Raw genomic sequence first — 24232 nt, 5'->3', positions numbered from 1 at the left:
CCGACCCTCTATACTTGGGCCGACCCCCACGCAGTCTGCCGGGAAACCGGGGCGCATCCAACGGCCTCCGGTCTCCTTTCCGAACATTGCTTACGCATCAACGAGATTGCCATGTCCAACATCGTCATCGCCGCCGCCAAGCGCACCGCCATCGGCTCCTTCCTCGGCCAGTTCAACGGCGTGCCGACCCCGACCCTCGGCGCGGCCGCCATCGCCGCCGCCCTGGAACAATCGGGTGTCCCGGCCAGCGACGTTTCTGAAGTCCTGATGGGCTGCGTGCTGCCGGCCAACCTCGGCCAGGCGCCCGCCCGCCAGGCGGCGATCGCCGCCGGCATTCCGCTGTCGGCCGGTGCCACCACGCTGAACAAGGTGTGCGGCTCGGGCATGAAGACCATCATGCTCGGCCATGATCTGATCAAGGCCGGCTCGGCCAGCATCGTGGTCGCCGGCGGCATGGAATCGATGTCCAACGCCCCGCACATGCTGCCGAACTCCCGTACCGGCAACCGTTTCGGCAACTTCCAGGCGGTCGACCACATGGCCCACGATGGCCTGGTCAACGCCTACGACGGCAAGGCAATGGGCGAATTCGCCGAGTGCGCGGTGGACAAGTACCAGTTCAGCCGCGAAGAGCAGGACGCCTATGCGATCGAGTCGGTCAAGCGTGCGCAGGATGCCCAGGCCAATGGTGCGTTTGCCGATGAAATCGTCGCGGTGAAGGTCGCCACCCGCAAGGGTGAGGTCGAGGTCGCTACCGACGAGCAGCCAGGGCGCTCCGACATCGCCAAGATCCCGACCCTGCGTCCGGCCTTCAAGAAGGATGGCAGCGTGACCGCCGCCAGTTCCTCCAGCATCTCCGACGGCGCCGCCGCGGTGGTGCTGCTGACCGAAGAGGACGCTGCCGCGCGAGGCATCACGCCGCTGGCCCGCATCGTCGGCCACGCCACTCACTCGCAGGAACCGGAGTGGTTCACCACCGCCCCGATCGGCGCGCTGCACAAGCTGCTGGACAAGACCGGCTGGACGCTGGACCAGGTCGATCTGTTCGAAATCAACGAAGCCTTCGCTGTGGTGGCGATGGCCCCGATGCGCGAACTGGGCATCCCGCACGACAAGCTCAACGTGAATGGCGGCGCCTGCGCACTGGGTCATCCCATCGGTGCCTCCGGCGCACGTCTTGTGGTGACCTTGGTCAACGCTCTGCGCACGCGTGGTGGCAAGCGCGGCATTGCCACCCTCTGCATCGGCGGCGGCGAAGCAACGGCAATCGCCATCGAATTGATTTAAAAAGATTTAACGATGATTTCGCAAAAATGAATGCGGGATCGCTTGACACCCAATATTGGCTTGTCATCATGTTGTCGGCGCGCAGCATGCGCGTTGCCTAATTCTAACGACGAGGATTTACACAATGAGCATCAACAAGCTGCTGGTCGCGATGTCCCTGGCTCTGGCCCTGGCCGCCTGCTCGAAGCAGGAAGCTGCCCAGGACGCCGCTGCTTCGGCCAACGAAGCCGCCACCGAAGCCCAGGCTGCTGCCGACCAGGCCGCCGCTGCTGGCGCCCAGACCGCCGACGCTGCCCAGCAGGCCGCTGACACCGCCGCCACCGCTGCTGACGCTGCCACCGACGCCGCTGCCCAGACCGCCGGTGCTGCCACCGACGCTGCTGCCGGCGCTGCCGCTGACGCTGCCAAGGCTGCTGAAGGCACCGCTGAGAAGGCCAAGGACGCTGCTGAAGAAGCCAAGAAGTAATAACTTCTTTCTTCACGCTGTTCTGGAAAAGCCGCTGGTTCGCCAGCGGCTTTTTCTTTGCGTGGACGCCGGCGATCAAGCCCCTGCATCGCGACCCGGTCTTCACAACGGCATGAATAGGCTGGCGTCCCCATCCATTGCAGTGCCGGAGACCGCCATGAAGATTCGTCCGATCACCACCACCCTGCTGGCCGCCTCCCTGCTGCTGGCCCTGGCCGCCTGCAAGGGCCCGGAAGCTGAACAGGCCAAGCAGGACGCGCAGCAGGCCGCTGACAGCGCCGGCGCTGCCGCCCGCGACGCCGTCGACAAGGCTGCTGCCGCCACCCGCGAAGCCGCCGACAAGACTGCCGCCGCTTCCGAGCAGGCCGCCGCCGATACCCAGCAGGCGCTGGACAAGGCCGCAGACGCCACTGCCAACGCCGCCGACAAAGCCAAGGACGCCGCGACCGACGCCGCTGCGCATGCCAGCGACGCCACCGCCAACGCCGCGCAGAAGGTCGCCGACAAGGCCCGTGATGTCGCCAATGACGCCAAGGCCAACGCCGCCAAGGAAGAAGCCAAGCACTGAGGCCTCCGCGTTCGCCGGGTATCACCCGGCGCTACCAGCCAGCCGAGCATGCATCGGCTCGGCGCCACAGGAAAAGCCGCGGCACTGGCTCGGCGCCACAGGAAAAGCCGCGGCACTGCCGCGGCTTTTCGCTTTTCGCTCTCCGCTTTTTCTGTTGATTCCGTGGTGCACGGCACGGAAACCGTCCAAGGCCACGCGGGTGGGTTGCGCAGGGGTGTCCGCGGCATGGATGCCGCGGCCAAGCCCCCAAGGACGTATTCACGGCGGCCCCTGCGCGACCCACTCGCGCGGCCACCGCCGATATCAGCGCCCACCACGAGGGGCTCCGCCGTTGGCCGCTCCCTACGGCAGCGCGCGCGCCAGCATCACCGACAGATCCAATCCCGCCGGCAGCGTTCCGAATGCCAGCCCGTGCTCCCCGTCCAACCGGCTGCGCACGAACGCCTCCGCCATTGGACTGCGCGCACGCAGCAGCAGCGCCGCCTGCAGCAGCAGCGCAGTGCGCTCGCAGAACAGCCGCGCCTGCGATTCCTCAGGCGCTGGCGCCGCTGCCCAACGCTGAAATGCAGCTGCATAACGCGCATCGAGATCAGCCACCGCGGCCAGCTCGCTGCGCAATGCCGCCATTGCTTCCGGCTCGCGTGACATCGCGCGCAGGACGTCCAGGCACTGGATGTTACCGCTGCCTTCCCAGATCGAATTCAACGGCGCCTGGCGGTACAGCCTCGGCAGCATCGACTCCTCAACGTAACCCGCACCGCCCAGGCATTCCTGCGCTTCGTTGACGAAGGACGGCGCGCGCTTGCACAACCAGTACTTGCCCAGTGCAGTCCCCAGCCGCGCCAACGCGGCTTCGCTGGCATCCTCGCCGGCGCGATCCACCGCCCGCGCGATGCGCATCGCCAACACGGTTGCCGCTTCCGACTCCAGCGCCAGATCGGCCAGCACGTTGGCCATCAGCGCATGCTCCACCAGCAACTTGCCGAAGGTACGCCGATGGCGTGCATGATGCAGCGCCTGCACCAGCGCCATGCGCATTTCCGCGGCCGCACCCAGCATGCAGTCCAGGCGGGTCATCATCACCATGCCGATGATGGTCGTCACGCCACGCCCTTCTTCGCCCACACGCCATGCCTGCGCGCCACAGAACTCGACCTCGCTGGACGCATTGGCCCAGTCGCCCAGCTTGTCCTTCAGCCGCATCAGCCGGAATGCGTTGCGGTCGCCGTCGGCCAACCGGCGCGGCATCAACAGGCAGGTCAGCCCGCCCGGCGCCTGCGCCAGCACCAGGAAGCCATCGCACATCGGCGCGGAGAAGAACCACTTGTGGCCGACCAGGCGATAGCGTTCGCCATCGATCGGCTCGGCGCGCGTGCTGTTCGCACGTACATCCGAACCGCCCTGCTTCTCGGTCATGCCCATGCCCAGCGTGATGCCGGCCTTGTCCGCCACGGGAACATCACGCGGGTCGTAGACCGGCGTGGCGGCCTTGCGCGCCCATTCGGCCAGGTGCGGCTGCGACTGCAGCACCGCCACTGCCGCATGAGTCATGGTCAAGGGGCAACTGGTGCCGGCTTCGGCCTGGTGGTGCAGATAGCTCAGTACCGCACGCGCCACGTGCGCGCCGGGCTGCGGCTCGTGCCAGGACAATCCCGCCACGCCATGCTGCTTCGCGGCGGCCATCAGCTGGTGGTACGCAGGGTGGAACTCCACCGTGTCGATGCGATGGCCCTGCGCATCGTGCGTGCGCAGCCGCGGGCGATCACGGTTGGCGTCGAAGCCAAGCCGGTACAACTCGTCGCCGGCCAAGGCCCCGTACACCGCCAGGCGTGGCGCGAAGGCACCCGCAACCTCGCGCTGCACCGCCTCCATCAACGCCACATCGTCGGTCCACAGCTGGCGGCCCGCGAACGGGGGCGGTTGGTTCAGCACCACATGGGTTTCAAACGGCGCGCTGCTGCTGAAGCTGGGTCCACTCATCCGGTCCATCCTGGCGGCAAGAAGTATGCGGTCCGATTGTGCCGCATGCCCCGCCAAGCCCGTGTTCAGGCCGGTTCTCACCGCGTGCACGAGACGCACGCCACAGTGGCCGCATGGCAGGCAATGATGATCTGGTGGTGCTGCGCCCGGAAGGGCTGTACTGCGCAGCTGGCGATTTCCATATCGATCCGTGGCGCCCGGTCCCGCGCGCGGTCATCACCCATGGCCACGGCGATCACGCGCGCCCGGGCATGGGCGAGTACCACTGCAGCGCACGCAGCCTGCCCATCCTGCGCTGGCGCCTGGGTGATGTGCCGGTGCAGGCGCATGCCGAAGGCGTGCCCTTCCGCCTGGGCCAGGTGCAGGTATCGCTGCATCCTGCCGGCCATGTGCTCGGCTCGTCGCAGGTGCGCATCGACGATGGCGAACAGGTCTGGGTGGCGTCCGGTGACTACAAGCGCCAACCGGACCCGACCTGCACGCCCTTCGAAGTGGTGCCCTGCGATACGTTCATCACCGAAGCAACGTTCGCCCTGCCGATCTACCGCTGGCCGGACACGCCTGCGGTGGCTGCGGAAATCGTGGCGTGGCGCCGCGAATGCGAACAACGTGGCGAAGCGGCGATCCTGCTGTGCTATGCACTCGGCAAGGCGCAGCGGGTGCTGGCCGAGCTGTTGCCACTGGACGACCGCCCGGCCTGGCTGCATGGCGCGATCGCCAATGGCGTGGCCGTCTACCGGCAGGCCAGCATTCCGATGCTGGAGACGCTCACCGTCGCCGAGCAGGGGCGCCAACCCGATGCCGCAGGCCAATTGATCCTCGCCCCTCCTTCGGCGGCCGGCACGCCGTGGATGCGCCGCTTCGGCCGCCATCAGCTCGGCTTTGCCTCGGGCTGGATGCAGCTGCGCGGCAATCGGCGGCGACGCAACGTCGACCGTGGCTTCGTCATTTCCGATCACGCTGATTGGCCCGCGCTGCTGCAGACCATCGAACAGACCGGCGCGCGGCGGGTCATCGCCACCCATGGCAATACCGATGCGTTGATTCCGTTCCTGCGCGAGCGCGGCGTGGCGGCTGAAGCCTTCCGCACCGATTTCGGGAGCGAGGAATGAAGAGCTTCGCCGCGCTCTACCAGCGCCTGGACCGCAGCACCGCCACGCTGGACAAGCGTGCGGCGCTGGTCGACTACTTCCGCCAGGCGCGCGCGCATGACGCGGCGTGGGCGCTGTACCTGCTCAGCGGCGGCAAGGTGGGCGGCGCACGCCGGAAGATCGCCGCCAGCGGCGAACTGCGCGCGTGGGTGAGCGAGGAATCGGGCCTGCCGCCATGGTTGGTGGAGGACAGCTATGCGCAGGTGGGCGACCTGGCCGAAACGTTGACCCTGCTGCTGGATGACCCGGCGCAGGTTGCCCCCGACCGCCCGCTGGCCGACTGGATCGAACAGCACCTGCTGGCCGTCGCCAACCGGCCGGAGGAGGAACGCCGGGCCGCCGTGCTCGCGGGGTGGCGACAATTGCCGGCCAGCGAACGACTGGTGTTCAACAAGCTGCTGACAGGCGCCCTGCGGGTGGGTGTTTCGCAACGTCTGGTACAGCAGGCGCTGGCCGAATGGTCTGGTCTGGACATCGCACGCATTGCCCAGCGCATGCTCGGCGAGTGGGTGCCCTCGCCGGGTGTGCTGTCCGAGCTGCTGTCGCCGGACGAGCTGCCATCGGACCGGCAGCAGCCCTACCCGTTCTTCCTCGCCTCGCCGCTCGAAGGCGACCCTGCCGAGCGCCTCGGGCCCATCGACGATTGGCTGCTGGAGTGGAAATGGGACGGCATCCGCCTGCAGCTGCTGCGCCGTCGTGGCGAGGTGGCGCTGTGGTCCCGCGGCGAGGAACGACTGGATGGCCGCTTCCCCGAGATCGAGCACGCAGCGCTGGCGCTGCCGGAGGGCTGCGTGCTGGACGGTGAGCTGCTGGCATGGGACGAAGCCGGCAACCTGCCGCGCGCGTTCACCGCGCTGCAGACCCGCATCCAGCGCCGCAAGCCGGGCGCGGCGACGTTGCGCAATACGCCGGTGCGCGTACTGGCGTACGACCTGCTGGAACGCGAGGGCGAGGATCTGCGCGGGCTGCCGCTGCAGCAACGGCGCGCCCACCTCGCCGAGGTCATCGGTGCGCTGGATGATGCGCGGATCCAGATTTCCCCCGACGTCGCAGCGGACGACTGGCTGCAGGCCGCCGCGATGCGCGATGTCGCACGCGAACGCGGCGTGGAGGGGTTGATGCTGAAAAGGCGCACGTCCCCCTACCAGTCCGGACGCCGCCGCGGTGACTGGTGGAAATGGAAGGTCGATCCGCTCACCCTCGATGCGGTGCTGCTGTACGCACAGGCCGGCCATGGGCGGCGCAGCACGCTGTACACCGACTACACCTTCGGGGTCTGGGACGGCGACACGCTGGTGCCGGTCGCCAAGGCCTACTCGGGCCTGGATGACAAGGAGATCCTCGCGCTCGACCGCTGGATCCGCGCCAATACCCGCGAGCGCTTCGGCCCGGTGCGCAGCGTGCGTGCCGAGCAGGTGTTCGAGCTGGGCTTCGAGGCGGTCAACCGCAGCTCACGGCACAAGTCAGGCATCGCCGTGCGCTTTCCACGCATCCTGCGCTGGCGCCACGACAAGCCGGCCAGCGAGGCCGACCAGCTCGCCGCCCTGCAGGCCCTGGCGCGATGACCCGCAACCAGGCGCTGCGCAGGCTGGAGGACTGGTTCGCCGCTCGCGGCTGGCGTTCGCTGCCGTTCCAGCGCGCGATGTGGCGTCACTATCTCGCTGGCGAATCCGGCTTGCTGCATACGCCTACGGGCAGCGGCAAGACACTGGCGATGTTCGGTGGGCCGCTGCTGCAGGCGATGATCGATCCGCTGCCGTCCCCTCGCCGCGCCAGTGCAGTGCGGCCACTGCAGGTGCTCTGGGTGACGCCGCTGCGCGCACTGGCCAGCGACACCGCGCGCGCACTGCAGGCGGTGGTCGACGGACTGGGACTGGGCTGGCGGGTCGGCCTGCGCAGCGGCGATGCCAGCAGCCGCGAGCGACGACAGGCACGCGAGGGGCGCGTCGACGTGCTGGTGACCACGCCGGAATCGCTGGCGCTGCTGCTGAGCTATCCCGATACGCTGCCCCGCATGCGCCAGTTGCGCTGCGTAGTGGTGGACGAATGGCACGAACTGTTGGGCAACAAGCGTGGGGTGCTGCTGCAGTTGAACCTGGCGGTGCTGCGCGATACCGCAACTTCGTTGCAGCTATGGGGGCTGTCGGCCACCCTGGGCAATCTGCCCCAGGCCCGCGACGTGCTGCTGCCTGACCAGCCGGACGCACCGATCGTGCAGGGCGTTCGCCCGCGCGCGATCACCGTGCGCAGCCTGCTGCCGGAACCCGGCGAACGTTTCCCGTGGGCCGGGCACCTGGGGCTGGCACAGCTGTCGCGCGTGCTGGATGCGCTGATGCAGGCGCGCAGCAGCCTGCTGTTCACCAATACCCGTGCCCAGGCCGAGTTGTGGCACCAGGCATTGGCGGCGGTCTGGCCAGAAGACGCCGATACGCTGGCACTGCATCACGGCTCGCTGGACCCGGCACTGCGCCAACAGGTGGAGGATGGCCTGCGCGCAGGCAGGCTGCGTTGCGTCGTCGCCACGTCCAGCCTCGACCTGGGCGTCGACTTCCCGGAGGTCGACCAGGTGCTGCAGCTGGGTAGCCCGAAGGGCGTTGCACGGCTGCGCCAGCGTGCCGGGCGTGCACGCCACCGCCCCGGCGCCCGCGGCGCCATCCTGTGCATCCCCAGCCATGCGCTGGAGCTGGCCGAGTACGCCGCGGTGCGCCGCGCAATGGCCGAAGGCGTGGTCGAAGCACGCAGGCCGCCGACGCTGTCGCTGGATGTACTGGCCCAACATGCGGTCAGCCGCGCACTGGCCGGCGGCTTCGACGGTGACGCGCTGCTGGCCCAGGTGCGGCGTACGCATGCCTTCGCGTCGCTCAGCGATGTCTCATGGCAGGCCGTGCTGACGTTCATCGTGCAAGGCGGCCAGGCCCTGGCCCAGTACCCCGATTTCCACAAAGTCGTGCGTGACGCCGATGGCTGCTACCGTATGCACGACCGTCGGCAGGCGCTGCGGCACCGGTTGTCGATCGGGACCATCAGCAGCGATGGCAGCGTGCGCGTGCAGTTCCTGCGTGGGGGCGGCCTGGGCGCGGTGGAGGAGCAGTTCGCCAGCCGCCTGCGTCGCGGCGACCGCTTCCAGTTCGCAGGACGCCTGCTTGAACTGGTGCAGCTGCGCGACATGACTGCGTTCGTGCGGCTGGCGCGCGGACGCGGTGACGGTGCGGTGCCGCGCTGGCAAGGGGGCCAGCTGCCGCTGTCGAAGGCGCTCGGCCGCGAACTGGAAGCGGTACTGTCCGGTTGCGATGACAGCGCGGAATCGCGCTGGCTGGCGCCACTGCTGGCATTGCAGGCACGCCTGTCGGCACGGCCCGGTGCGGATCATCTGCTGCTGGAAGACGTGAGGCGCCGCGACGGTCAGTACCTGTTCGTCTATCCCTTTGCCGGCCGCCACGTGCACGAAGCGTTGGCGGCACTGTTGGCGCTGCGCTGCACCCGCCAGCAACGCAACAGCATCGGCTATGCGGTGAACGATCACGGCCTGGTGCTGGCGCCGGCGCAGACCATCGATCTGGATACGGCGCAATGGCGCGCGTTGTTCAGCAACGACCGGTTGCTGGATGACCTGCGCACGGCGGTGAACCTGGGCGAACTGGCGCGACGCCAGTTCCGCGGCATTGCGCGCGTGGCGGGCCTGCTGGTACCCAGCCTTCCCGGTGGCATGCCACGGTCACTGCGCCAGCTGCAGGCGTCCGCCGGCCTGCTGTACGACGTGCTGCGCGAACACGATCCGGATCACCTGCTGCTGGCGCTGGCGGAACGTGAAGTGCTGTACGACAGCCTCGACCTGCCGGGGCTGCAGCAGGTACTGGAGCGCATCGGCACGCAACGGTTGTCGGTGCAGCGCCCTTCATCACTCACGCCACTGGGCTTTCCGCTGTGGGCCGAACGCCTGCGCGGCCAGTTCAGCAACGAAGACTGGCGTACACGCGTACAACGCGCGGCGCAGCAGCTGGAGCGCCGCCATGGCCGATGAACTGCCGCTGCGGCTTGCCGGAGAGTCCGTGGTTCTGCTTGGCGCGCGTGCGCTGTACTGGCCCGCGCGGCAGGCACTGCTGATCGCAGACCTGCACCTGGGCAAGGCCGATGTGTTCCGCCGTGCCGGCATCGCGCTGCCCAGCGGCGGCACCGGCGAAGACCTGCAACGCCTGCAGCGGCTTCTGGATCTGCATGCCTGCCGCGAATTGTGGATCCTGGGCGACATCCTGCATGGACCGGCGCATCGCGCCGCGTGGTACCAGCAGTGGCTGGGATGGCGCGAACGCAACGCATCGCTGGACGTGCACGTCATTCGCGGCAACCACGACCGGCAGCTACCGCATGCACATCTGCAGGTTCAGATCCACGATGACGTACAGCTGCCACCGTTCCTGCTTCGCCATGAGCCGGCGCCCGATGCAGCGTTGCACGTGATCGCAGGACATCTGCACCCGCAGATCGCTCTGGCGCCCCTGCGAAGGCGCTTCCCCGCATTCTGGTTGCGTGACCGGACGACGATCCTGCCGGCATTCTCCGCATTCACTGCCGGAATCGTGCCTGTGCCCGCTCGCGGCGAACAGATGATCGCCTGCGTGGAAAGCAGCCTGGTGGAACTGCCGGTCGCCTGACTCAGGCTGGGCGGATGCCCAGCTGCGGCATCAACTGGAAATCAGGCGTGTCATCCTCGCGCCGCCGCGGCAAGGCCTGGACCGTCGCCAGCATCTCCTGCGCGCAGGTGCGGATGCGCGCGTGGTGTTCCGGTGACGCATGGCTGATCAGGCTGCCGACATGGAACTCGAACACGTCTTCCAGTACGTCGGGCTGGTCCTCGTGCAGCATCTGCAGCAGACCGCGCAGCTTGCAGATTTCCGATTCCAGCTCCTGGACCGCGAACAACATGGCATCCTCCTCTTCAACATCAGGCGGCACGTCCGGGCCGCAACAGGCCACAACGGCAGCGCCGCCCGGGCCACGCGCGATGTTGATCACGGAAAGGAAAACGGGCGACGCGCAGTCGCGTGCAACCTACTTCTCGCATATCTGCGGTGAGGCAACCGTTAATTCACGTGACGGCACGCCTCACGCACTTGCGGTGCTCGTGCGGATGCGAGGCGTCGCCACCATGGCCATTGCCTCGATGAAGTCAGGATCCAGCGCGAGCGAACCGAACCAGCCCTGCTGTGTGCCACTGAGCACGCGCAGCATGTGGCCACGGCCTCCGGGCAGGCGCCCCATCGGGCCCAGCAGCACATCGCGCGCCTTCGCCCAGGCATCGCGGTCTGACTGGAACAGCGGCGTCAGCCAACGGCTCCAACGCTGGTACACCGCAACGTGCGCCCTGCGTTGCGCCTGGTACACCTGCAACGCTTCGGCACCACCGCCATGCGTGCGAACGGCATCGCGCAATGCCAACGCATCGAGCAGCGCCATGTTCACGCCCTGCCCCAGCTGCGGGCTCATCGCGTGCGCGGCATCACCTGCCAGCACCATGCGGCCCTGGTGCCAGCGCGTCATCACTGCATCGCGATAGACCGCACGTGCCAGCTGGCCGGCATCGCGCAGGTGGGTAAAGCGCGCACTGGCCTGCGGCCACAGTGCATGCAGCTCATCCAGCCAAGGCGTCATGCCATCGGCCTGCCAGCGCTCGAAGTCGGCACGTGGCAAGCTCCAGAAGAAGCTCAGGCGCGGCGTGTCATCGCCCGGGCGCGTACCGACCGGCAGCAGGCCGATCATCTTGCGCGCGGCCACGTAGCGCTGCCGCAGCTCCTGCACATGTGGCCAGTCTTCGGCCGGCAACAGGCACCACAGCGCCCCCCAGGGGTACACGCGATCCAGTCCGGCACCACCGGCGATCGTGCCGCGCAGCGTAGAAGCGGCGCCATCGGCGGCCACCACCAGATCGAACGGGCCGTGCGCGCGCCCTTCACTGTCGCGCAGGCGCCCGTGCACAGCATCCACCTCGGTGATGGCGGTACCGGCATGCAGCAGGCCAAGCCCACCACGGGCATCATCCAGCAGCGAGAACAGCGCCCCACGCTGCATGCCGAATCCGTGCAGGCGCGCATCCAGGCCGCCGTAGCGCATGTCCATCACCGCGCGCTCGCACGGCGTGTCGCCATACAGGCGGTGCACCGGCGCGGCATGCGCGCGTACCGCATCCAGCAGCCCCATCTGCCACAGCACCTGCAGGCCGCTGGGCTGCAGCAGGAAGCCGGCGCCCACCGGCCCCGGCGCGGGCACGCGTTCGAAGATCTCCACCTCGTGGCCATCACGGGTGAGCAGGATGGCCACTGCCTGTCCAGCGGTGCCGTAGCCGATCACGGCGATACGCAGTCGTTCCGTCATGGCTGCATTGTGCCCGAGGCGGGTGGAATCGCGAACGGGCCGCGGGCATGCCACGCAAAAAAAACCCCGCCGGAGCGGGGTTTTCAACGCACTGTCGAGTGGATCACTCGGCCGGCGTGATGTTCGAAGCCTGGGCACCCTTCGGGCCCTGGGTCACGTCATAGGTGACACGCTGGCCTTCCTGCAGGCTGCGGAAGCCCTTGGAGTTGATGGCGGAGAAGTGCGCGAACACGTCGGCGCTGCCATCCTCCGGCGAGATGAAGCCAAATCCCTTGGCGTCGTTGAACCACTTGACGGTACCGTTCGGCATGGTGATGCGAGACCTTATGCAATGAATGGGTGGTGTACGCTGAACCCGCGCACAAGCTGAGTATGCAAAGCTTGCTCGGGGAAGACAATCACCCCCGCGCCAATTCGCCCACCAGTTCCGGAAGTCCGTTGCTGGCCGCCTGCACGTTGGCCAGCACTTCGGCCATCGTAATCTCCTCGCCATCACCGCAACCGGCGGCCCAGTTGGCGATGATCGCCAGGCAGGCGTAATCCAGGCCCAGCTCCCGTGCCAGCGCGGCTTCGGGCATGCCGGTCATGCCCACCAGGTCGCAGCCGTCACGACGCATGCGGGCGATTTCAGCGATGGTTTCCAGGCGCGGGCCCTGGGTTGCGCCGTAGCAGCCACCGTCGTGGACCGTGACACCGGTCACTTTGGCTGCGGCCAGGATCTTGCTGCGCAGCATCGGCGTGTAGGGGTGGCCGAAATCGACGTGGACCACGTCGGTGCCTTCTTCTTCACAGATGGTGCTGATGCGGCCCCAGGTGTAGTCGATGATCTGGTCCGGGCAGGCCAGCACGCGCGGACCAAAGTGCTCGGTGATGCCGCCGACCGTGTTCAACGCCAGCACGCGCTGCGCGCCCAGCTGCTGCAGCGCGGCCAGGTTGGCGCGGTAGTTGATCTTGTGCGGCGGCAGCGAGTGACCTTCACCATGCCGCGCCAGGAACGCGACGCGATGGCCCAGCAGCGTGCCCACGCGTACCGGGCCGGACGGGCGGCCGAAGCGCGTATCAACCTCGTGGGTCTGCACGTCGTCGAGCTTGGCCAGGTTGTAGACACCGGTACCGCCGATCACGGCCAGGGCGATCTGTTGCATTCGAAGCACTCCATGAAAAGACGAACGCCGGCACCCGAGGATGCCGGCGGTGGAAAGGACGCGCCGCGGGCGGCTGCGCCGTTATTCCTTCATTGCGTAGATGGCCGGTACGCAGCGCAGGGTTTCGTTGACGTCCATGCCGAAGCCGAACACGTAGCGGTCCGGCAGTTCGATGCCGGCATAGTCGGCGGTCACGTCCGGCAGCGCGCGGTCGTGCTTCTTCACCGTCATCGCGGCGATGCGCACGTCGGTTGCGCCCTGCTCCAGGCACCAGGTGCGCACGCCCTGCAGGGTGTAGCCCTCGTCCAGGATGTCGTCGACCAGCAGCACGCGGCGACCGAACAGCGAGGTGGCCGGCTTGTGCTTCCAGACCAGGTCGCCGCCGGTGGTTTCGCCACGGTAGCGGGTGGCGTGCAGGTAATCGAACTGCACGTCCTGCCCGCGTGCGCCCAGTTCCAGCGCCAGCTGGCCGGCGAACGGCAGCGCACCGTGCATGATCGACAGGAACAGCGGCACCTCGCCCTTGTAATCGCGCGCGATGGCGTCGGCGATGCCGGCGATGGCCTTGTCGATGGTGGGACGGTCGACCAGCAGGTCAGCCTGGGCCAGGGCCTGGGAAATGGTGAGGTTGGGCATCAGACGGTTCTTCCAAGGGTTTCAAGCAGACGGGTTTGGGTGTCGCCATGGCGAGCATCGGCCAGCAGGCCATCCCAGCCAAGCGCGCCGCGGCCGACCAGGCCCAGCAGCGCAGCGGTATTGAGGGAGCGCCCCTGCACCGCGTGCAGGGCTTCATCAACCAGCTCCGGGTGGCAGACCAGCACCACGTCGCAACCGGCGTCCAGATGGGCGTGCACGCGCGCCGGTACGCCGCCGGCACTGTGCGAGGCGGCCATGCCGATGTCGTCGGAGAACACCACGCCACGGAAGCCGAGCTCGCCGCGCAGGATGTCCTGGATCCAGCGCGGCGAGTAACCGGCCGGTTCCGGCGCCACCTGCGGGTAGATCACGTGTGCCATCATCACCGCGTCGGCACCGGCGGCGATGCCGGCCTGGAACGGCACCAGGTCCTGCGCGCGCAGCTCGTCCAGTGCGCGCGGGTCGATCGCGGTATCGACGTGGGTGTCTTCCAGCACGGTGCCGTGGCCGGGGAAATGCTTGAGCGTGGCGGCCATGCCGACCGAATGCATGCCATGCACGTAGGCGGCGGTGAACGCGGCCACCACCTGCGGGTCTTCACTGAAGGCGCGGTTGCCGATGGCACGGTTGCCACGGCCAAGGTCGACCACCGGCGCGAAGCTCAGGTCCACGCCGCTGGCACGCACTTCGCTGGCCATCAGCCAGGCGTGCCGTTCGGCCGATGCCAAGGCCTGCTGCGGGTCGGTGGCATACAGCGCACCAATGTCCTGCAGTGGCGGCAGATCGCTGTAGCCCTCACGGAAGCGCTGTACGCGGCCACCTTCCTGGTCCACGCAGATCAGCTGCGGGCGCGGCGCGTCGGCGCGGATGGCCGCGCTCAGATCGGTCACCTGCTGGCGCGAGGCGAAGTTGCGCTTGAACAGCACGACCCCGGCCACGGCATCGTGCTGCAGCCAGTCACGTTCCTGGGCGGTCAGTTCGGTGCCGGCAACGCCGATCAGCAGCATGGTCGATCTCCACAACGCGCGCCCGCATGGCGCAGTGCCGCATTGTCGCAGAACCGGCCGACAGGCGCAGTGGTCAGAAAAAGGGGAGTGTGGGGTCAGAGCCCCTGCGGGGATCCGACCCCGGGGCCGGATCCCCGCAGGGGCCCTGACCCCGATCTGCTCAGACCTTGCAGCCGTCCGGGCCGCAGGCCTCGTCGTCGCCAGCCGGGGTGGCCGGGGCGCCTTGTTCGGCGGCAATCTGGCGCAGGGCGTTGGCGAACGCCTCCGGTGGCTGCGCGCCGGAAATGGCCCATTTTCCATCGATGACGAAGGTCGGCACCGAGGAAATGCCCAGCGCATGGGCCTGCGCCAGCGCGGCTTCGACCTCGGCCAGACCGCGATCGGAGGCCAGCATCTGCGCGACTTCACCCGCATTGAGACCGCCAGCGACGCCGGCCTTGATCAGCACCTGCGGGTCGGCCAGGTTCTGGCCCTGCTCGAAGTGGGCGCGGAACAGCGCCTCGCCCACTGCGTCCTGCACGTCGTGCTGCCCGGCCAGCCACAGCACCCGGTGCGCCGGCAGCGTGGTCACCCGCACCTGGCCCTGGCTGAAGTCCATCGGCAGGCCTTCGGCGCGCGCGGTGGTCTGGGTCTGGCTGAGGATCTGCTCGGTACGTTCAGCGCCGCCGAACTTGCGCACGTAGGCCTCGCGCAGCGGTACCGGTGTGGCGTCCGCGTCCGGATCCAGCTGGAACGGCTGCCAATGGACGTCGAGCTCAGGCGCGTCGGCGCCCAACAACTGTACGCCCTGCTGGAAACGATGCTTGCCGATCCAGCACCAGGGACAGACCACATCGGAGTAGATGTCGATTCTCATACCACCGACATGGGGCCCGCTCCCGCCGAAAAAAGGGGACGGAGGGGATTAAGTCGCTTTCCGCACAGGCGGGGTAAAGACGACTTAACCCCCTCCGTCCCCTTTTCAGGGTTCACCACTGTGAATAGGGGTGGCTGGCGAGCGCGACATTGTAGTAGCGGGCTTCGTCGGTCACTTCCGCGCCCACCCAGTCCGGCAGGTCGATGACCTGGTCAGCGCTGTCCAGCTCGACCTCGGCCACCACCAGGCCGGCGTTGTCGCCCAGGAACTCATCCACTTCCCAGGTCAGGCCGGCGTGTTCGACCAGATACCGGCGCTTGTCGATCAGGCCGCCGACACACAGCGCGAGCAATGCACGCGCATCGTCCACCGGGATCGGGTAGTCGAACTCCTGGCGGGTGTGGCCGATGGTGCGCGACTTCAGGTTCAGCGCGGCGTGATCGCCTTCGATGCGCACCCGCACCGATGCGTTCTGGGTGCCGCGATCGAGCGCGCCCATGTCGTTGATGTAGCCCTGCGCCATCGGGATCACCCGGTGCGCGGCGGTGCGCCAGCCGTCACTGCTGACCAGGAATTTGCGTTCGATTTCGATGCCCATCGCGCCATTATGCGCGATGGGCATGACAGCCGGTCAGCGCTTCTCGAACACCGCGATGCTTTCCACATGTGCGGTGTGCGGGAACATGTCCATGGCGCCGGCACTGACCAGGGTGAAGCCCTGCTCGTTGACCAGATAGCCGGCATCGCGCGCCAGCGAGCCCGGATGGCAGCTGACATAGACGATGCGCTTGAACTGCTTCAGCGGCAGCTGCTGCAGCACTTCGATCGCGCCCGAGCGCGGCGGGTCCAGCAGCAGCTTGTCGAAGCCCTGGCGCATCCACGCGGTGCTGCGCTGGTCCTGGGTCAGGTCGGCACTGAAGAACTGCGCGTTGGCCAGGCCATTGCGCTCGGCGTTCTCACGTGCACGCGCGACCAGGCCGGCATCGCCTTCCACGCCGACCACTTCGCGCACGCGGCGGGCCAGCGGCAGGGTGAAGTTGCCCAGGCCGCAGAACAGGTCCAGCACGCGCTCGTCCTCACCTGGTTCCAGCAGGTCCAGGGCGTGGGCGATCATCTTCTCGTTGAGCTTGGCGTTGACCTGGATGAAGTCCAGCGGGCGGAACGCCAGTTCCACATCCCACGGCGCCAGCCGGAACGACAGCGGCACGCCCTGCCCGTCCAGCGGCTGCACGGTGTCCACGCCGCCGGACTGCAGGTAGATCACGAAACCATGCTGCTGGCCAAAGGCAGCCCAGGCGGCGCGGTCGGCCTCGCTGAGCGGCTGCAGGTGGCGCACGGTCAGCACCACGGCCTGATCGCCGGCGATGAACTCGATCTGCGGGATGTCACGCTTGCCATCGAGCGACTCGATGAAGGTGGACAGCGCCTCGACCTTGGTGCCGATCTCGGGGATCACGGTCAGGCACTGGCTGAGGTCGGCGACGAAGCGCGGATCCTGTTCACGGAAGCCGACCAAGGTCTTGTCCTTCTTTTCGACCCGGCGCACCGAGAACCGGCCTTTGCGACGGTAGCCCCAGCTGTCACCCACCAGCGGCGGCAGCACGGCGCCCGGCTTCACATGACCGATGCGTTCCAGGTTGTCCATCAGCACGCGCTGCTTGGCGACGATCTGCTGGTCTTCGTCCAGATGCTGCAGCACGCAGCCGGCGCAGGTACCGAAGTGCGGGCACTTCGGGGTCACGCGCTGCGGCGAGGCCTGCAGCACCTCCACGGTGCGTGCCTCGTCGAAATGGCGGCTGCGGGCGGTCTGTTCGGCCATCACCACCTCCCCCGGCAGGGCGCCGCTGACGAAGGTGACCTTGCCACCCTCGCCTTCACGGCGGGCGACGCCGCGACCATCATGGCTGAGGTCGAGGATCTCGGTCTGGAACGGGGTACGGTCGATGCGGGAGCGGGATCGGGCCACGTGGCAACAGGCTGCGGGCAAAAATGGGGGCACATTGTCGCAGATCCTGACTGGCAGGGTCCGGACCCGCTTGCGCCCGCCGCCGCCGTGCTTGATGATTGCAGCAGCTGACATGGAGGCAGCCCTGATGCAGATGACCCCGCGGGCCAGCCGGCCCCGCTTCCTGCTTGTCGAGGACGACATCATCAGCCGCGGTTTTTTCAAAGCGGCGTTGGAAACGTTACCGGCGGACGTGGACACCGCAGATTCATTGGCCAGTGCGCTGGCCAGCGCCGAGCCCGGCGCGCATGACCTGTGGCTGATCGACGTCAACCTGCCTGACGGCAACGGCGCGCAACTGCTGCGTGAACTGCGCCGTTCGCACCCCGATACTCCAGCTTTGGCGCATACCGCCGACGGCGATACCTCCATCCATGCACGCCTGCGTGAAGCCGGCTTCAGCGACACGCTGGTCAAGCCGTTGGGCCGCGACCAGCTGCTGAAGGCGGTGCGGCGCGCGCTGGTGAACAGCCCGGCGGGGATCTTCGTTGCTCAGGCCCCGGCAGCGGTCGAGCTGCAGGTGCAGGACTGGGACGAGACTGCGGCACTGGCTGCGCTCAATGGCGAGCGCAAGCACCTGATCGCACTGCGTGAGCTGTTCCTGGCCGAGTTGCCGGGCGTGCGCGACGCGGTCGAGCAGGCCGTGGACCAGCACGACGAGCGCCAGCTGCGCAGCCAGCTGCACCGGTTGCAGGCCAGTTGTGGCTTCGTCGGCGCGGCACGGCTGGGCCGCGCGGTGCGGCAGCTGCATCATGCGCCGGAGTCCGGGCAGGCCCAGGACGGGTTCCGCGCCGCGGTGGCAGCGCTCCTGCATTGAGGGTTGGTCGGCAGGGCTGCGCCCTGCACCTGCAGAGGCTTCAAGCCAGAGCAACACCAAAGGCCAGAGCCAGAGCGGCTCTGGCCTTCTGCTTGTTGGGCGGGCCGGTGTGGGTGGGCAGGACACGCCGTAAACCCATCCCTGGGGGCTCGATGGCGCCATCCATGGCGCCAACGGTCCTGCCCACCCACACCGCCCCACCCCCGACAGATTTCCGGTGACGGCTGGTAGATCCACGCCATGCGTGGATGAATTTCTGTCAGATGTCGAAATCAATCTGGGGTCAGATCCGTTTTCCGAGGGAAAACGGATCTGACCCCGTGCCATTCCGACAACTCGCGGAGAACTGTCGAAGGCGGGGTGGGTCCGGTTGAGGGGGCGTGAGCCGCATGGATGCGGCGACCGAGCTTACATGGACGTACTTGCAGCGTCCCCCTCAACCGGACCCACCCCGCCTACCCACGGATAGCCAGCTTTTGCTGTTGCTTCGGCTTCGGCTTCGGTTTCGGCAGGTGCAGGGCTGCAAGCCCTGCCGAACACCCCCTACCGCCGGGGAGCCAGCTGCTCCAGCAGTTCCCAGGACTTCAGGCCCTTGGCCCCCAGATGATGGGCCAGCACCCGCCGCATCGGCAGGCGCAGGCTGGCCAGGTCGGCCGCATCGGGCTCCTCGTCGGCCGCCAACGCCAGCAATGCCGAGCCGGTGGCGGCGGCGCGGCGCTCGCCGCCGCGCTCGCTGAGCAGTCGTTGCGGCCCTTCCTGCGGGTCCAGTTCGTAACGTGCCGCCGGGTCGATCGGCTGGCCGTCGCTCGAACTGTCCAGTTCGAAGCCCAGGCCCAGTGCGGCCAGCAGTTCGCGCTCGAAGCGACGCAGGGTCCAGGCCAGGCCGGCACCCACCGCCAACCGCGCGCGCGCTTCGCCATAGGCCAGATACAACTCAGGCAACGGGTCCTGGCGAGGGGCCAAGCGCAGGGTCAGTTCACTCAGGTAGAAGCCGGCCAGCATCGCCTGGCCGACCAGCCGCGGTGCGGCATCCAGCGCCTCGGCGCCACGCAGCTGGGCCAGTTCACCGCGCTGCTGGGCACTGAAACGGATCCACTGCAGCGGCTGCAGGGCGGCACGCAGCACCTGCCCCTTCGCGGTTGAAACACCACGCGCGAGCAGGCCGATGCGGCCATGCTGCGCGCTCAACAGCTCAACCAGCAGGCTGGTCTCGCGGTAGGCCCGTGCATGCAGCACGAAGCCGGTGTCGTCCTCGATCATCATCGAAGCGACCGCAATGACTTACTCGTAACCGAAGGCCTTCAGCGCGGCCTCGTCATCGGACCAGCCTTCGCGCACGCGCACCCAGGTCTCAAGGAACACCTTGGCCCCGAACAGACGCTCCATCTGCAGGCGGGACTTGGCACCGATCTCCTTGAGGCGGGCGCCGCCCTTGCCGATTACGATCGCCTTCTGGCCTTCGCGCTCGACCCAGATCACCGCACCGATGCGCAACAGGTTGCCGTCCTCGGTGAAGCGTTCGATCTCAACGGTGGTGGCGTACGGCAGCTCTTCGCCGAGCTGGCGCATCAGCTGCTCACGTACCAGTTCGCCGGCCAGGAAACGCTGGCTGCGGTCGGTGATCTCGTCCTCGCCAAACATCGGCGGCGCTTCCGGCAGCAGCTTCAGTACGTCGCGCACCAGTGCTTCCAGGCCGTTGCGCTTCTGCGCCGAGATCGGATGCACGGCAGCGAAATCACGGCCCTCGGTCACCTGCTGCAGGAACGGCAGCAGCGCGCCTTTTTCCTTCAGACGGTCGATCTTGTTGACCACCAGCACCACCGGAATGCCGGCATCGCGCAGCACATTGAAGGCCAAGCTGTCTTCTTCATCCCAGCGACCGGCCTCGATCACCAGCAGGCCGGCATCGACACCCTCCAGCGAGCCGCGCGCGGCACGGTTCATCACCCGGTTCATCGCCCGCTTCTGCACCTTGTGCAGGCCGGGGGTGTCGACCAGCACGAGCTGGCCTTCCGGATAGGTGGCGATACCCAGCAGGCGATGGCGCGTGGTCTGCGGGCGGTTGGAAACGATGCTGACCTTGGCGCCGACCAGGGCATTGGTCAAGGTCGACTTGCCCACGTTCGGGCGGCCGATGACGGCCACGCTGCCGCAATGATGGGGAGTTTGTTCGCTCACTTGGAATCCAGTTGTTCTAGGACGGCCGCAGCCGCCTGTTGTTCGGCAAGCCGCCGCGAGGCGCCTTCGCCCTCGGTGCTGGCGGCCGGGTCGGCTACGTTGCAGCGTACCCGGAAGTGCTTGGCGTGGTCGTCACCGGATTCTGACACCAGTTCATACTGCGGCAACGCCTTTTGTCGGGCCTGCAGCCATTCCTGCAGGCGGGTCTTGGGGTCCTTCTCGGGGCGGCCGGAGGCCGGCAGCGCCTCGATCGAAGCGCTGAACCAGGGCAGTACCACCGCCCGGCAGGCCTCGAAGCCGGCATCCAGGTAGATCGCAGCCACCACGGCTTCCACCGCGTCGGCCAGGATCGAGTCGCGGCGATGGCCGCCGGACTTCATTTCGCCCGGGCCCAGGGTCAGCCGCTCGCCCAGCTGCAGGGTGCGCGCGATCACCGCCAGCGCGCCTTCACGCACCAGCTCGGCACGGGCACGGGTCATCGCCCCTTCGTCGGCCTTGGGCCAGCGTCGGTACAGCGCCTCGGCCGCCATCATGTTGACGATGCTGTCACCGAGGAACTCCAGACGCTCGTTGTGCGGCGCACCGGCACTGCGATGGGTCAGCGCCTGCTTGAGCAGGGCCGGATCGCCGAAGGGATGACCGATGAGGTCGCCGCGTTGGATGAATTTACTGGGCACCGCTTCGTGTCAGGTCCTGAGAAGAATCGAATTTGCCAACCACATCGAGGTTGCCGATCAGCTGGCGACGCACTTCGTAGTTGACCTTGAGGGTCCAGCCATTGTCGCGACGGTCGAACTTCACGTTGGCCGGCTTCACATTGTCCGAGTAGTTGATGTACAGGCGCTTGAAGAACAGGTCCTGGATGCGCGACGGCTCCATGCTGCCCACGCCCGGCTCGTTGGCCAGGCTCTTCATCGCCGAGCGCACGGCGTAGTACTCCTGGTACATCGGGAACAGCTTCATGCCGATGTAGAGGAAGAAACCCACCACGATCAGGACCGTCAGGAACGAGGTCAGGGTCATGCCACGCTGCGTGTTCATCGTCTTCATTGCGTTCTCCCCAGATACGCGCTGGATGTGAAGGTACTCGGTTGATGCCCGGTCAGTTGATGCTCGAGCCGATCCGCGACGGCTCGAAGCCATCCTTGCAGAACCAGCCCTGGCAGTTCAGCCAGATCAGGAAGGCCTTGCCGCGCAGGTTCTCTTCCGGCAACAGGCCCCAGAAACGGCCGTCGTCACTGTTGTCGCGGTTGTCGCCCATCACCAGGTACTTGCCGGCCGGCACGGTCCACTGGCCCTGGCCACGCGGGTAGTCGGTCTCCAGCACCGTGTGGGTGCGGCCCGGCAGGTGCTCGACCAGGAGGTTGGCGCCTTCGCCCTGGCCCTTGTGGCCGGCGTAGATGCCCTTGTTGTCGTACTTCAGCGGCTCGCCATTGAGGGTCACGCCGTCGCCTTCGAAGACCACGGTGTCACCCGGCACGCCGATCACGCGCTTGATGAAGTTCTCGCCCTTGGCCGGGTCGTTGTCGCTGTGGCCGGGGAAGTGGAACACCACCACGTCGCCACGCGAAGGCTCGCCGAACGGCACGATCTTGGTGTTGCTGATCGGCAGGCGCAGGCCGTAAGAGAACTTGTTGACCAGGATGAAATCGCCGATCAGCAGGTTCGGCATCATCGAGCTGGACGGGATCTTGTACGGTTCGGCAATGAAGCTGCGCACGATCAGCACGATCGCCAGCACCGGGAAGAACGCACGCGAGTAATCCACCAGCACCGGCTCGGAGTCGAGCAGGCCGGCGCGCTGGGCGCGACGCTTGGCGAGGTACAGCTTGTCCGCAAGCAGGATCAGGCCCGAGGCCAGGGTCAGCACGACCAGGAGGATCTCAAACAGTTTCATTCAGGGTCCTTTGCAACGTCACCGGACGACCGGCCCCGCAGGGCCGGTGCGGGATTACTTGTTGTCCATCTGCAGCACGGCCAGGAACGCTTCCTGCGGGATCTCCACACGACCGACCTGCTTCATGCGCTTCTTGCCTTCCTTCTGCTTTTCCAGAAGCTTCTTCTTGCGCGAAACGTCGCCACCATAGCACTTGGCCAGCACGTTCTTGCGCATGGCCTTGACCGTGGTACGGGCGATGATCTGCGAGCCGACGGCGGCCTGGATGGCGACGTCGAACATCTGGCGCGGGATCAGGTCCTTCATCTTCTCGCACAGCTCGCGGCCACGGCGGTCGGCATGGCTGCGGTGCACGATCAGCGACAGCGCATCGACCTTGTCGCCGTTGATCAACACATCCACGCGCACGAACGGGCCGGCGTCGAAGCGCACGAAGTGGTAGTCCAGCGAGGCATAGCCACGGCTGACCGACTTCAGCTTGTCAAAGAAGTCCAGCACCACCTCGGCCATCGGCAGCTCATAGCTGATCTGCACCTGGCTGCCCAGGTAGTTGATGCCAATCTGGCTGCCGCGCTTTTCTTCGCACAGCTTGATGATGTTGCCGATGTACTCCTCGGGGGTGAGCACGTTGGCACGGATGATCGGCTCGCGGATCTCCTCGACCTGGTTCACCGGCGGCAGCTTGGCCGGGTTGTCCATGTTGATGATCGAGCCATCGGTCTTCAGGACTTCATACACCACCGTCGGCGCGGTGCTGATCAGGTCCAGGTTGTATTCGCGCTCCAGGCGCTCCTGCACGATTTCCATGTGCAGCATGCCCAGGAAGCCGCAGCGGAAGCCGAAGCCCATCGCCTCGGAACTTTCCGGCTCGAAGCGCAGCGCGGCATCGTTCAGGCGCAGCTTGTCCAGCGCTTCGCGAAGGTCCGGGTAGTCCTCGGCGTCGACCGGGAACAGGCCGGCGAACACGCGCGGCTGCATTTCCTGGAAGCCGGGCAGCGGCTTCGGTGCGGGGTCGCCGGCCAGGGTCAGGGTGTCGCCGACCGGCGCACCGTGCACGTCCTTGATGCTGGCGGTGACCCAACCCACTTCACCGGCACGCAGCGCGGACAGCACTTTCCGCTTCGGCGTGAACACGCCGACGTTGTCGACCTGGTGGTTGCGGCCGGTGGACATCACCTGCAGCTTGTCACCGGCCTTGATCTCGCCCTGCATCACGCGCACCAGCGAGACTACGCCCAGGTAGTTGTCGAACCACGAGTCGATGATCAGCGCCTGCAGCTTCTCGGTGTCGCGCGGCGTCGGCGGCGGGATGCGATGCACGATCGCTTCCAGCACGTCCTGCACGTTCAGGCCGGTCTTGGCGCTGACCGGCACGGCATCGGAGGCGTCGATGCCGATCACGGCCTCGATCTCGGCCTTGGCACGCTCGATGTCGGCGGTCGGCAGGTCGATCTTGTTGATCACCGGCACCACTTCCAGGCCCTGCTCCACCGCGGTGTAGCAGTTGGCCACCGACTGCGCTTCCACGCCCTGGGCCGCATCGACCACCAGCAGCGCGCCTTCGCAGGCGGCCAGCGAACGGCTGACTTCATAGGAGAAGTCGACGTGGCCGGGGGTGTCGATGAAGTTCAGGTGGTAGGTCTGCCCGTCCTTGGCCAGGTACGGCAGCGACACCGACTGCGCCTTGATCGTGATGCCACGCTCGCGTTCGATCGGGTTGGAGTCGAGCACCTGCGCTTCCATCTCGCGGGCCTGCAGGCCACCACAAAGCTGGATGATGCGGTCGGCCAGCGTGGACTTGCCGTGGTCGACATGGGCGATGATGGAGAAGTTGCGGATGTTCCGCATCGAATCAGAAGACATAGGTGGC

At 67.2% G+C, this 24232-nt stretch carries 24 protein-coding genes; 8 read left to right on the top strand and 16 right to left on the bottom strand.

Features of this window, described 5'->3' with window-relative positions:
• Positions 1–111 precede the first annotated feature (111 nt).
• The 3 genes from ACZK0Z_RS06315 (at position 112) to ACZK0Z_RS06305 (ending at position 2321) form a co-directional block, all read left to right on the top strand.
• Complete coding sequence (locus ACZK0Z_RS06315; protein WP_049430515.1) at positions 112–1287, top strand: thiolase family protein; 1176 nt, start codon at positions 112–114, stop codon at positions 1285–1287.
• A 124-nt stretch (positions 1288–1411) separates the two neighbouring features.
• Entirely contained in the window at positions 1412–1753 is a 342-nt protein-coding gene (locus ACZK0Z_RS06310) for a hypothetical protein (RefSeq protein ID WP_005410581.1), read from the top strand.
• A gap of 157 nt (positions 1754–1910) precedes the next feature.
• Positions 1911–2321: a hypothetical protein gene (locus ACZK0Z_RS06305; protein ID WP_006461120.1), complete on the top strand. Its 411-nt coding sequence runs from the start codon at positions 1911–1913 to the stop codon at positions 2319–2321.
• A 342-nt stretch (positions 2322–2663) separates the two neighbouring features.
• Here ACZK0Z_RS06305 and ACZK0Z_RS06300 read toward each other — a convergent pair whose 3' ends face one another.
• Positions 2664–4301, bottom strand: a complete 1638-nt coding sequence (locus tag ACZK0Z_RS06300) for an acyl-CoA dehydrogenase family protein (RefSeq protein WP_197633573.1) — start codon at positions 4299–4301, stop codon at positions 2664–2666.
• A 113-nt stretch (positions 4302–4414) separates the two neighbouring features.
• Here ACZK0Z_RS06300 and ACZK0Z_RS06295 point away from each other — a divergent pair, with 113 nt between their 5' ends.
• The 4 genes from ACZK0Z_RS06295 to pdeM are packed head-to-tail and all read left to right on the top strand — an operon-like array spanning position 4415 to position 10104.
• The gene (locus ACZK0Z_RS06295) at positions 4415–5413 is read left to right on the top strand and encodes a ligase-associated DNA damage response exonuclease (RefSeq protein WP_197633572.1); all 999 of its coding nucleotides are present in this window, start codon (positions 4415–4417) and stop codon (positions 5411–5413) included.
• On the top strand, positions 5410–7017 hold the full coding sequence (locus tag ACZK0Z_RS06290; RefSeq protein ID WP_197633571.1) for an ATP-dependent DNA ligase: 1608 nt from the start codon (positions 5410–5412) through the stop codon (positions 7015–7017). The genes ACZK0Z_RS06295 and ACZK0Z_RS06290 overlap by 4 nt, the downstream gene beginning before the upstream one ends.
• Positions 7014–9473 (top strand): ligase-associated DNA damage response DEXH box helicase, encoded by a 2460-nt coding sequence (locus ACZK0Z_RS06285; protein WP_197633570.1) that lies wholly within the window; start codon positions 7014–7016, stop codon positions 9471–9473. Before ACZK0Z_RS06290 ends, ACZK0Z_RS06285 begins: the two co-directional genes overlap by 4 nt.
• On the top strand, positions 9463–10104 hold the full coding sequence (gene pdeM, locus ACZK0Z_RS06280) for a ligase-associated DNA damage response endonuclease PdeM (protein ID WP_049430526.1): 642 nt from the start codon (positions 9463–9465) through the stop codon (positions 10102–10104). Before ACZK0Z_RS06285 ends, pdeM begins: the two co-directional genes overlap by 11 nt.
• 1 nt (position 10105) lies before the next feature.
• Here the strand turns inward: pdeM and ACZK0Z_RS06275 are convergent, their stop codons facing one another.
• From ACZK0Z_RS06275 to rlmD, 9 genes are all read right to left on the bottom strand, one after another.
• Positions 10106–10375 carry a hypothetical protein gene (locus tag ACZK0Z_RS06275; RefSeq protein WP_049430539.1) on the bottom strand — a complete coding sequence of 90 codons (270 nt, stop codon included), beginning with the start codon at positions 10373–10375 and terminating at the stop codon, positions 10106–10108.
• Positions 10376–10555: 180 nt separating this feature from the next.
• A complete protein-coding gene (locus ACZK0Z_RS06270) occupies positions 10556–11821 on the bottom strand; it encodes an FAD-dependent monooxygenase (protein ID WP_197633569.1) in 1266 nt (421 codons plus the stop codon).
• Positions 11822–11924: 103 nt separating this feature from the next.
• On the bottom strand, positions 11925–12131 hold the full coding sequence (locus ACZK0Z_RS06265) for a cold-shock protein (protein ID WP_005410590.1): 207 nt from the start codon (positions 12129–12131) through the stop codon (positions 11925–11927).
• An 88-nt stretch (positions 12132–12219) separates the two neighbouring features.
• A complete protein-coding gene (locus tag ACZK0Z_RS06260) occupies positions 12220–12966 on the bottom strand; it encodes an S-methyl-5'-thioinosine phosphorylase (protein ID WP_049430529.1) in 747 nt (248 codons plus the stop codon).
• An 81-nt stretch (positions 12967–13047) separates the two neighbouring features.
• Entirely contained in the window at positions 13048–13602 is a 555-nt protein-coding gene (locus ACZK0Z_RS06255) for a hypoxanthine-guanine phosphoribosyltransferase (RefSeq protein ID WP_005410592.1), read from the bottom strand.
• Entirely contained in the window at positions 13602–14609 is a 1008-nt protein-coding gene (gene nagZ, locus ACZK0Z_RS06250; protein ID WP_197633568.1) for a beta-N-acetylhexosaminidase, read from the bottom strand. The genes ACZK0Z_RS06255 and nagZ overlap by 1 nt, the downstream gene beginning before the upstream one ends.
• 160 nt (positions 14610–14769) lie before the next feature.
• Entirely contained in the window at positions 14770–15465 is a 696-nt protein-coding gene (locus ACZK0Z_RS06245; RefSeq protein ID WP_197633802.1) for a DsbA family protein, read from the bottom strand.
• A gap of 112 nt (positions 15466–15577) precedes the next feature.
• Entirely contained in the window at positions 15578–16063 is a 486-nt protein-coding gene (locus ACZK0Z_RS06240) for a CYTH domain-containing protein (protein ID WP_049430540.1), read from the bottom strand.
• A 33-nt stretch (positions 16064–16096) separates the two neighbouring features.
• Positions 16097–17431, bottom strand: coding sequence for a 23S rRNA (uracil(1939)-C(5))-methyltransferase RlmD (gene rlmD / locus ACZK0Z_RS06235; protein ID WP_049430536.1), 1335 nt, complete (start codon positions 17429–17431; stop codon positions 16097–16099).
• 127 nt (positions 17432–17558) lie between these two features.
• Here rlmD and ACZK0Z_RS06230 point away from each other — a divergent pair, with 127 nt between their 5' ends.
• A complete protein-coding gene (locus ACZK0Z_RS06230) occupies positions 17559–18287 on the top strand; it encodes a response regulator (protein WP_049430541.1) in 729 nt (242 codons plus the stop codon).
• Between the two features lie 543 nt (positions 18288–18830).
• On the opposite strand, the gene recO is transcribed toward ACZK0Z_RS06230, so the two are convergent.
• The 6 genes from recO to lepA are packed head-to-tail and all read right to left on the bottom strand — an operon-like array spanning position 18831 to position 24210.
• On the bottom strand, positions 18831–19550 hold the full coding sequence (gene recO, locus ACZK0Z_RS06225) for a DNA repair protein RecO (protein ID WP_049429921.1): 720 nt from the start codon (positions 19548–19550) through the stop codon (positions 18831–18833).
• Between the two features lie 18 nt (positions 19551–19568).
• Positions 19569–20465: a GTPase Era gene (gene era / locus ACZK0Z_RS06220; protein ID WP_005410599.1), complete on the bottom strand. Its 897-nt coding sequence runs from the start codon at positions 20463–20465 to the stop codon at positions 19569–19571.
• Positions 20462–21142 carry a ribonuclease III gene (gene rnc, locus ACZK0Z_RS06215; protein ID WP_049429923.1) on the bottom strand — a complete coding sequence of 227 codons (681 nt, stop codon included), beginning with the start codon at positions 21140–21142 and terminating at the stop codon, positions 20462–20464. The genes era and rnc overlap by 4 nt, the downstream gene beginning before the upstream one ends.
• The gene (locus ACZK0Z_RS06210; protein WP_005410601.1) at positions 21132–21515 is read right to left on the bottom strand and encodes a DUF4845 domain-containing protein; all 384 of its coding nucleotides are present in this window, start codon (positions 21513–21515) and stop codon (positions 21132–21134) included. Before ACZK0Z_RS06210 ends, rnc begins: the two co-directional genes overlap by 11 nt.
• A gap of 52 nt (positions 21516–21567) precedes the next feature.
• Positions 21568–22362 (bottom strand): signal peptidase I, encoded by a 795-nt coding sequence (gene lepB / locus ACZK0Z_RS06205; RefSeq protein ID WP_049429924.1) that lies wholly within the window; start codon positions 22360–22362, stop codon positions 21568–21570.
• 54 nt (positions 22363–22416) lie between these two features.
• Positions 22417–24210 carry a translation elongation factor 4 gene (lepA, locus tag ACZK0Z_RS06200; RefSeq protein ID WP_197633739.1) on the bottom strand — a complete coding sequence of 598 codons (1794 nt, stop codon included), beginning with the start codon at positions 24208–24210 and terminating at the stop codon, positions 22417–22419.
• Positions 24211–24232 lie beyond the last annotated feature (22 nt).

It is taken from the genome of Stenotrophomonas sp. 116085_Sma (assembly GCF_056479585.1).
The sequence above is the reverse complement of the archived record's forward strand: the minus strand, read 5'-3'. Positions and strand labels throughout refer to the sequence as shown.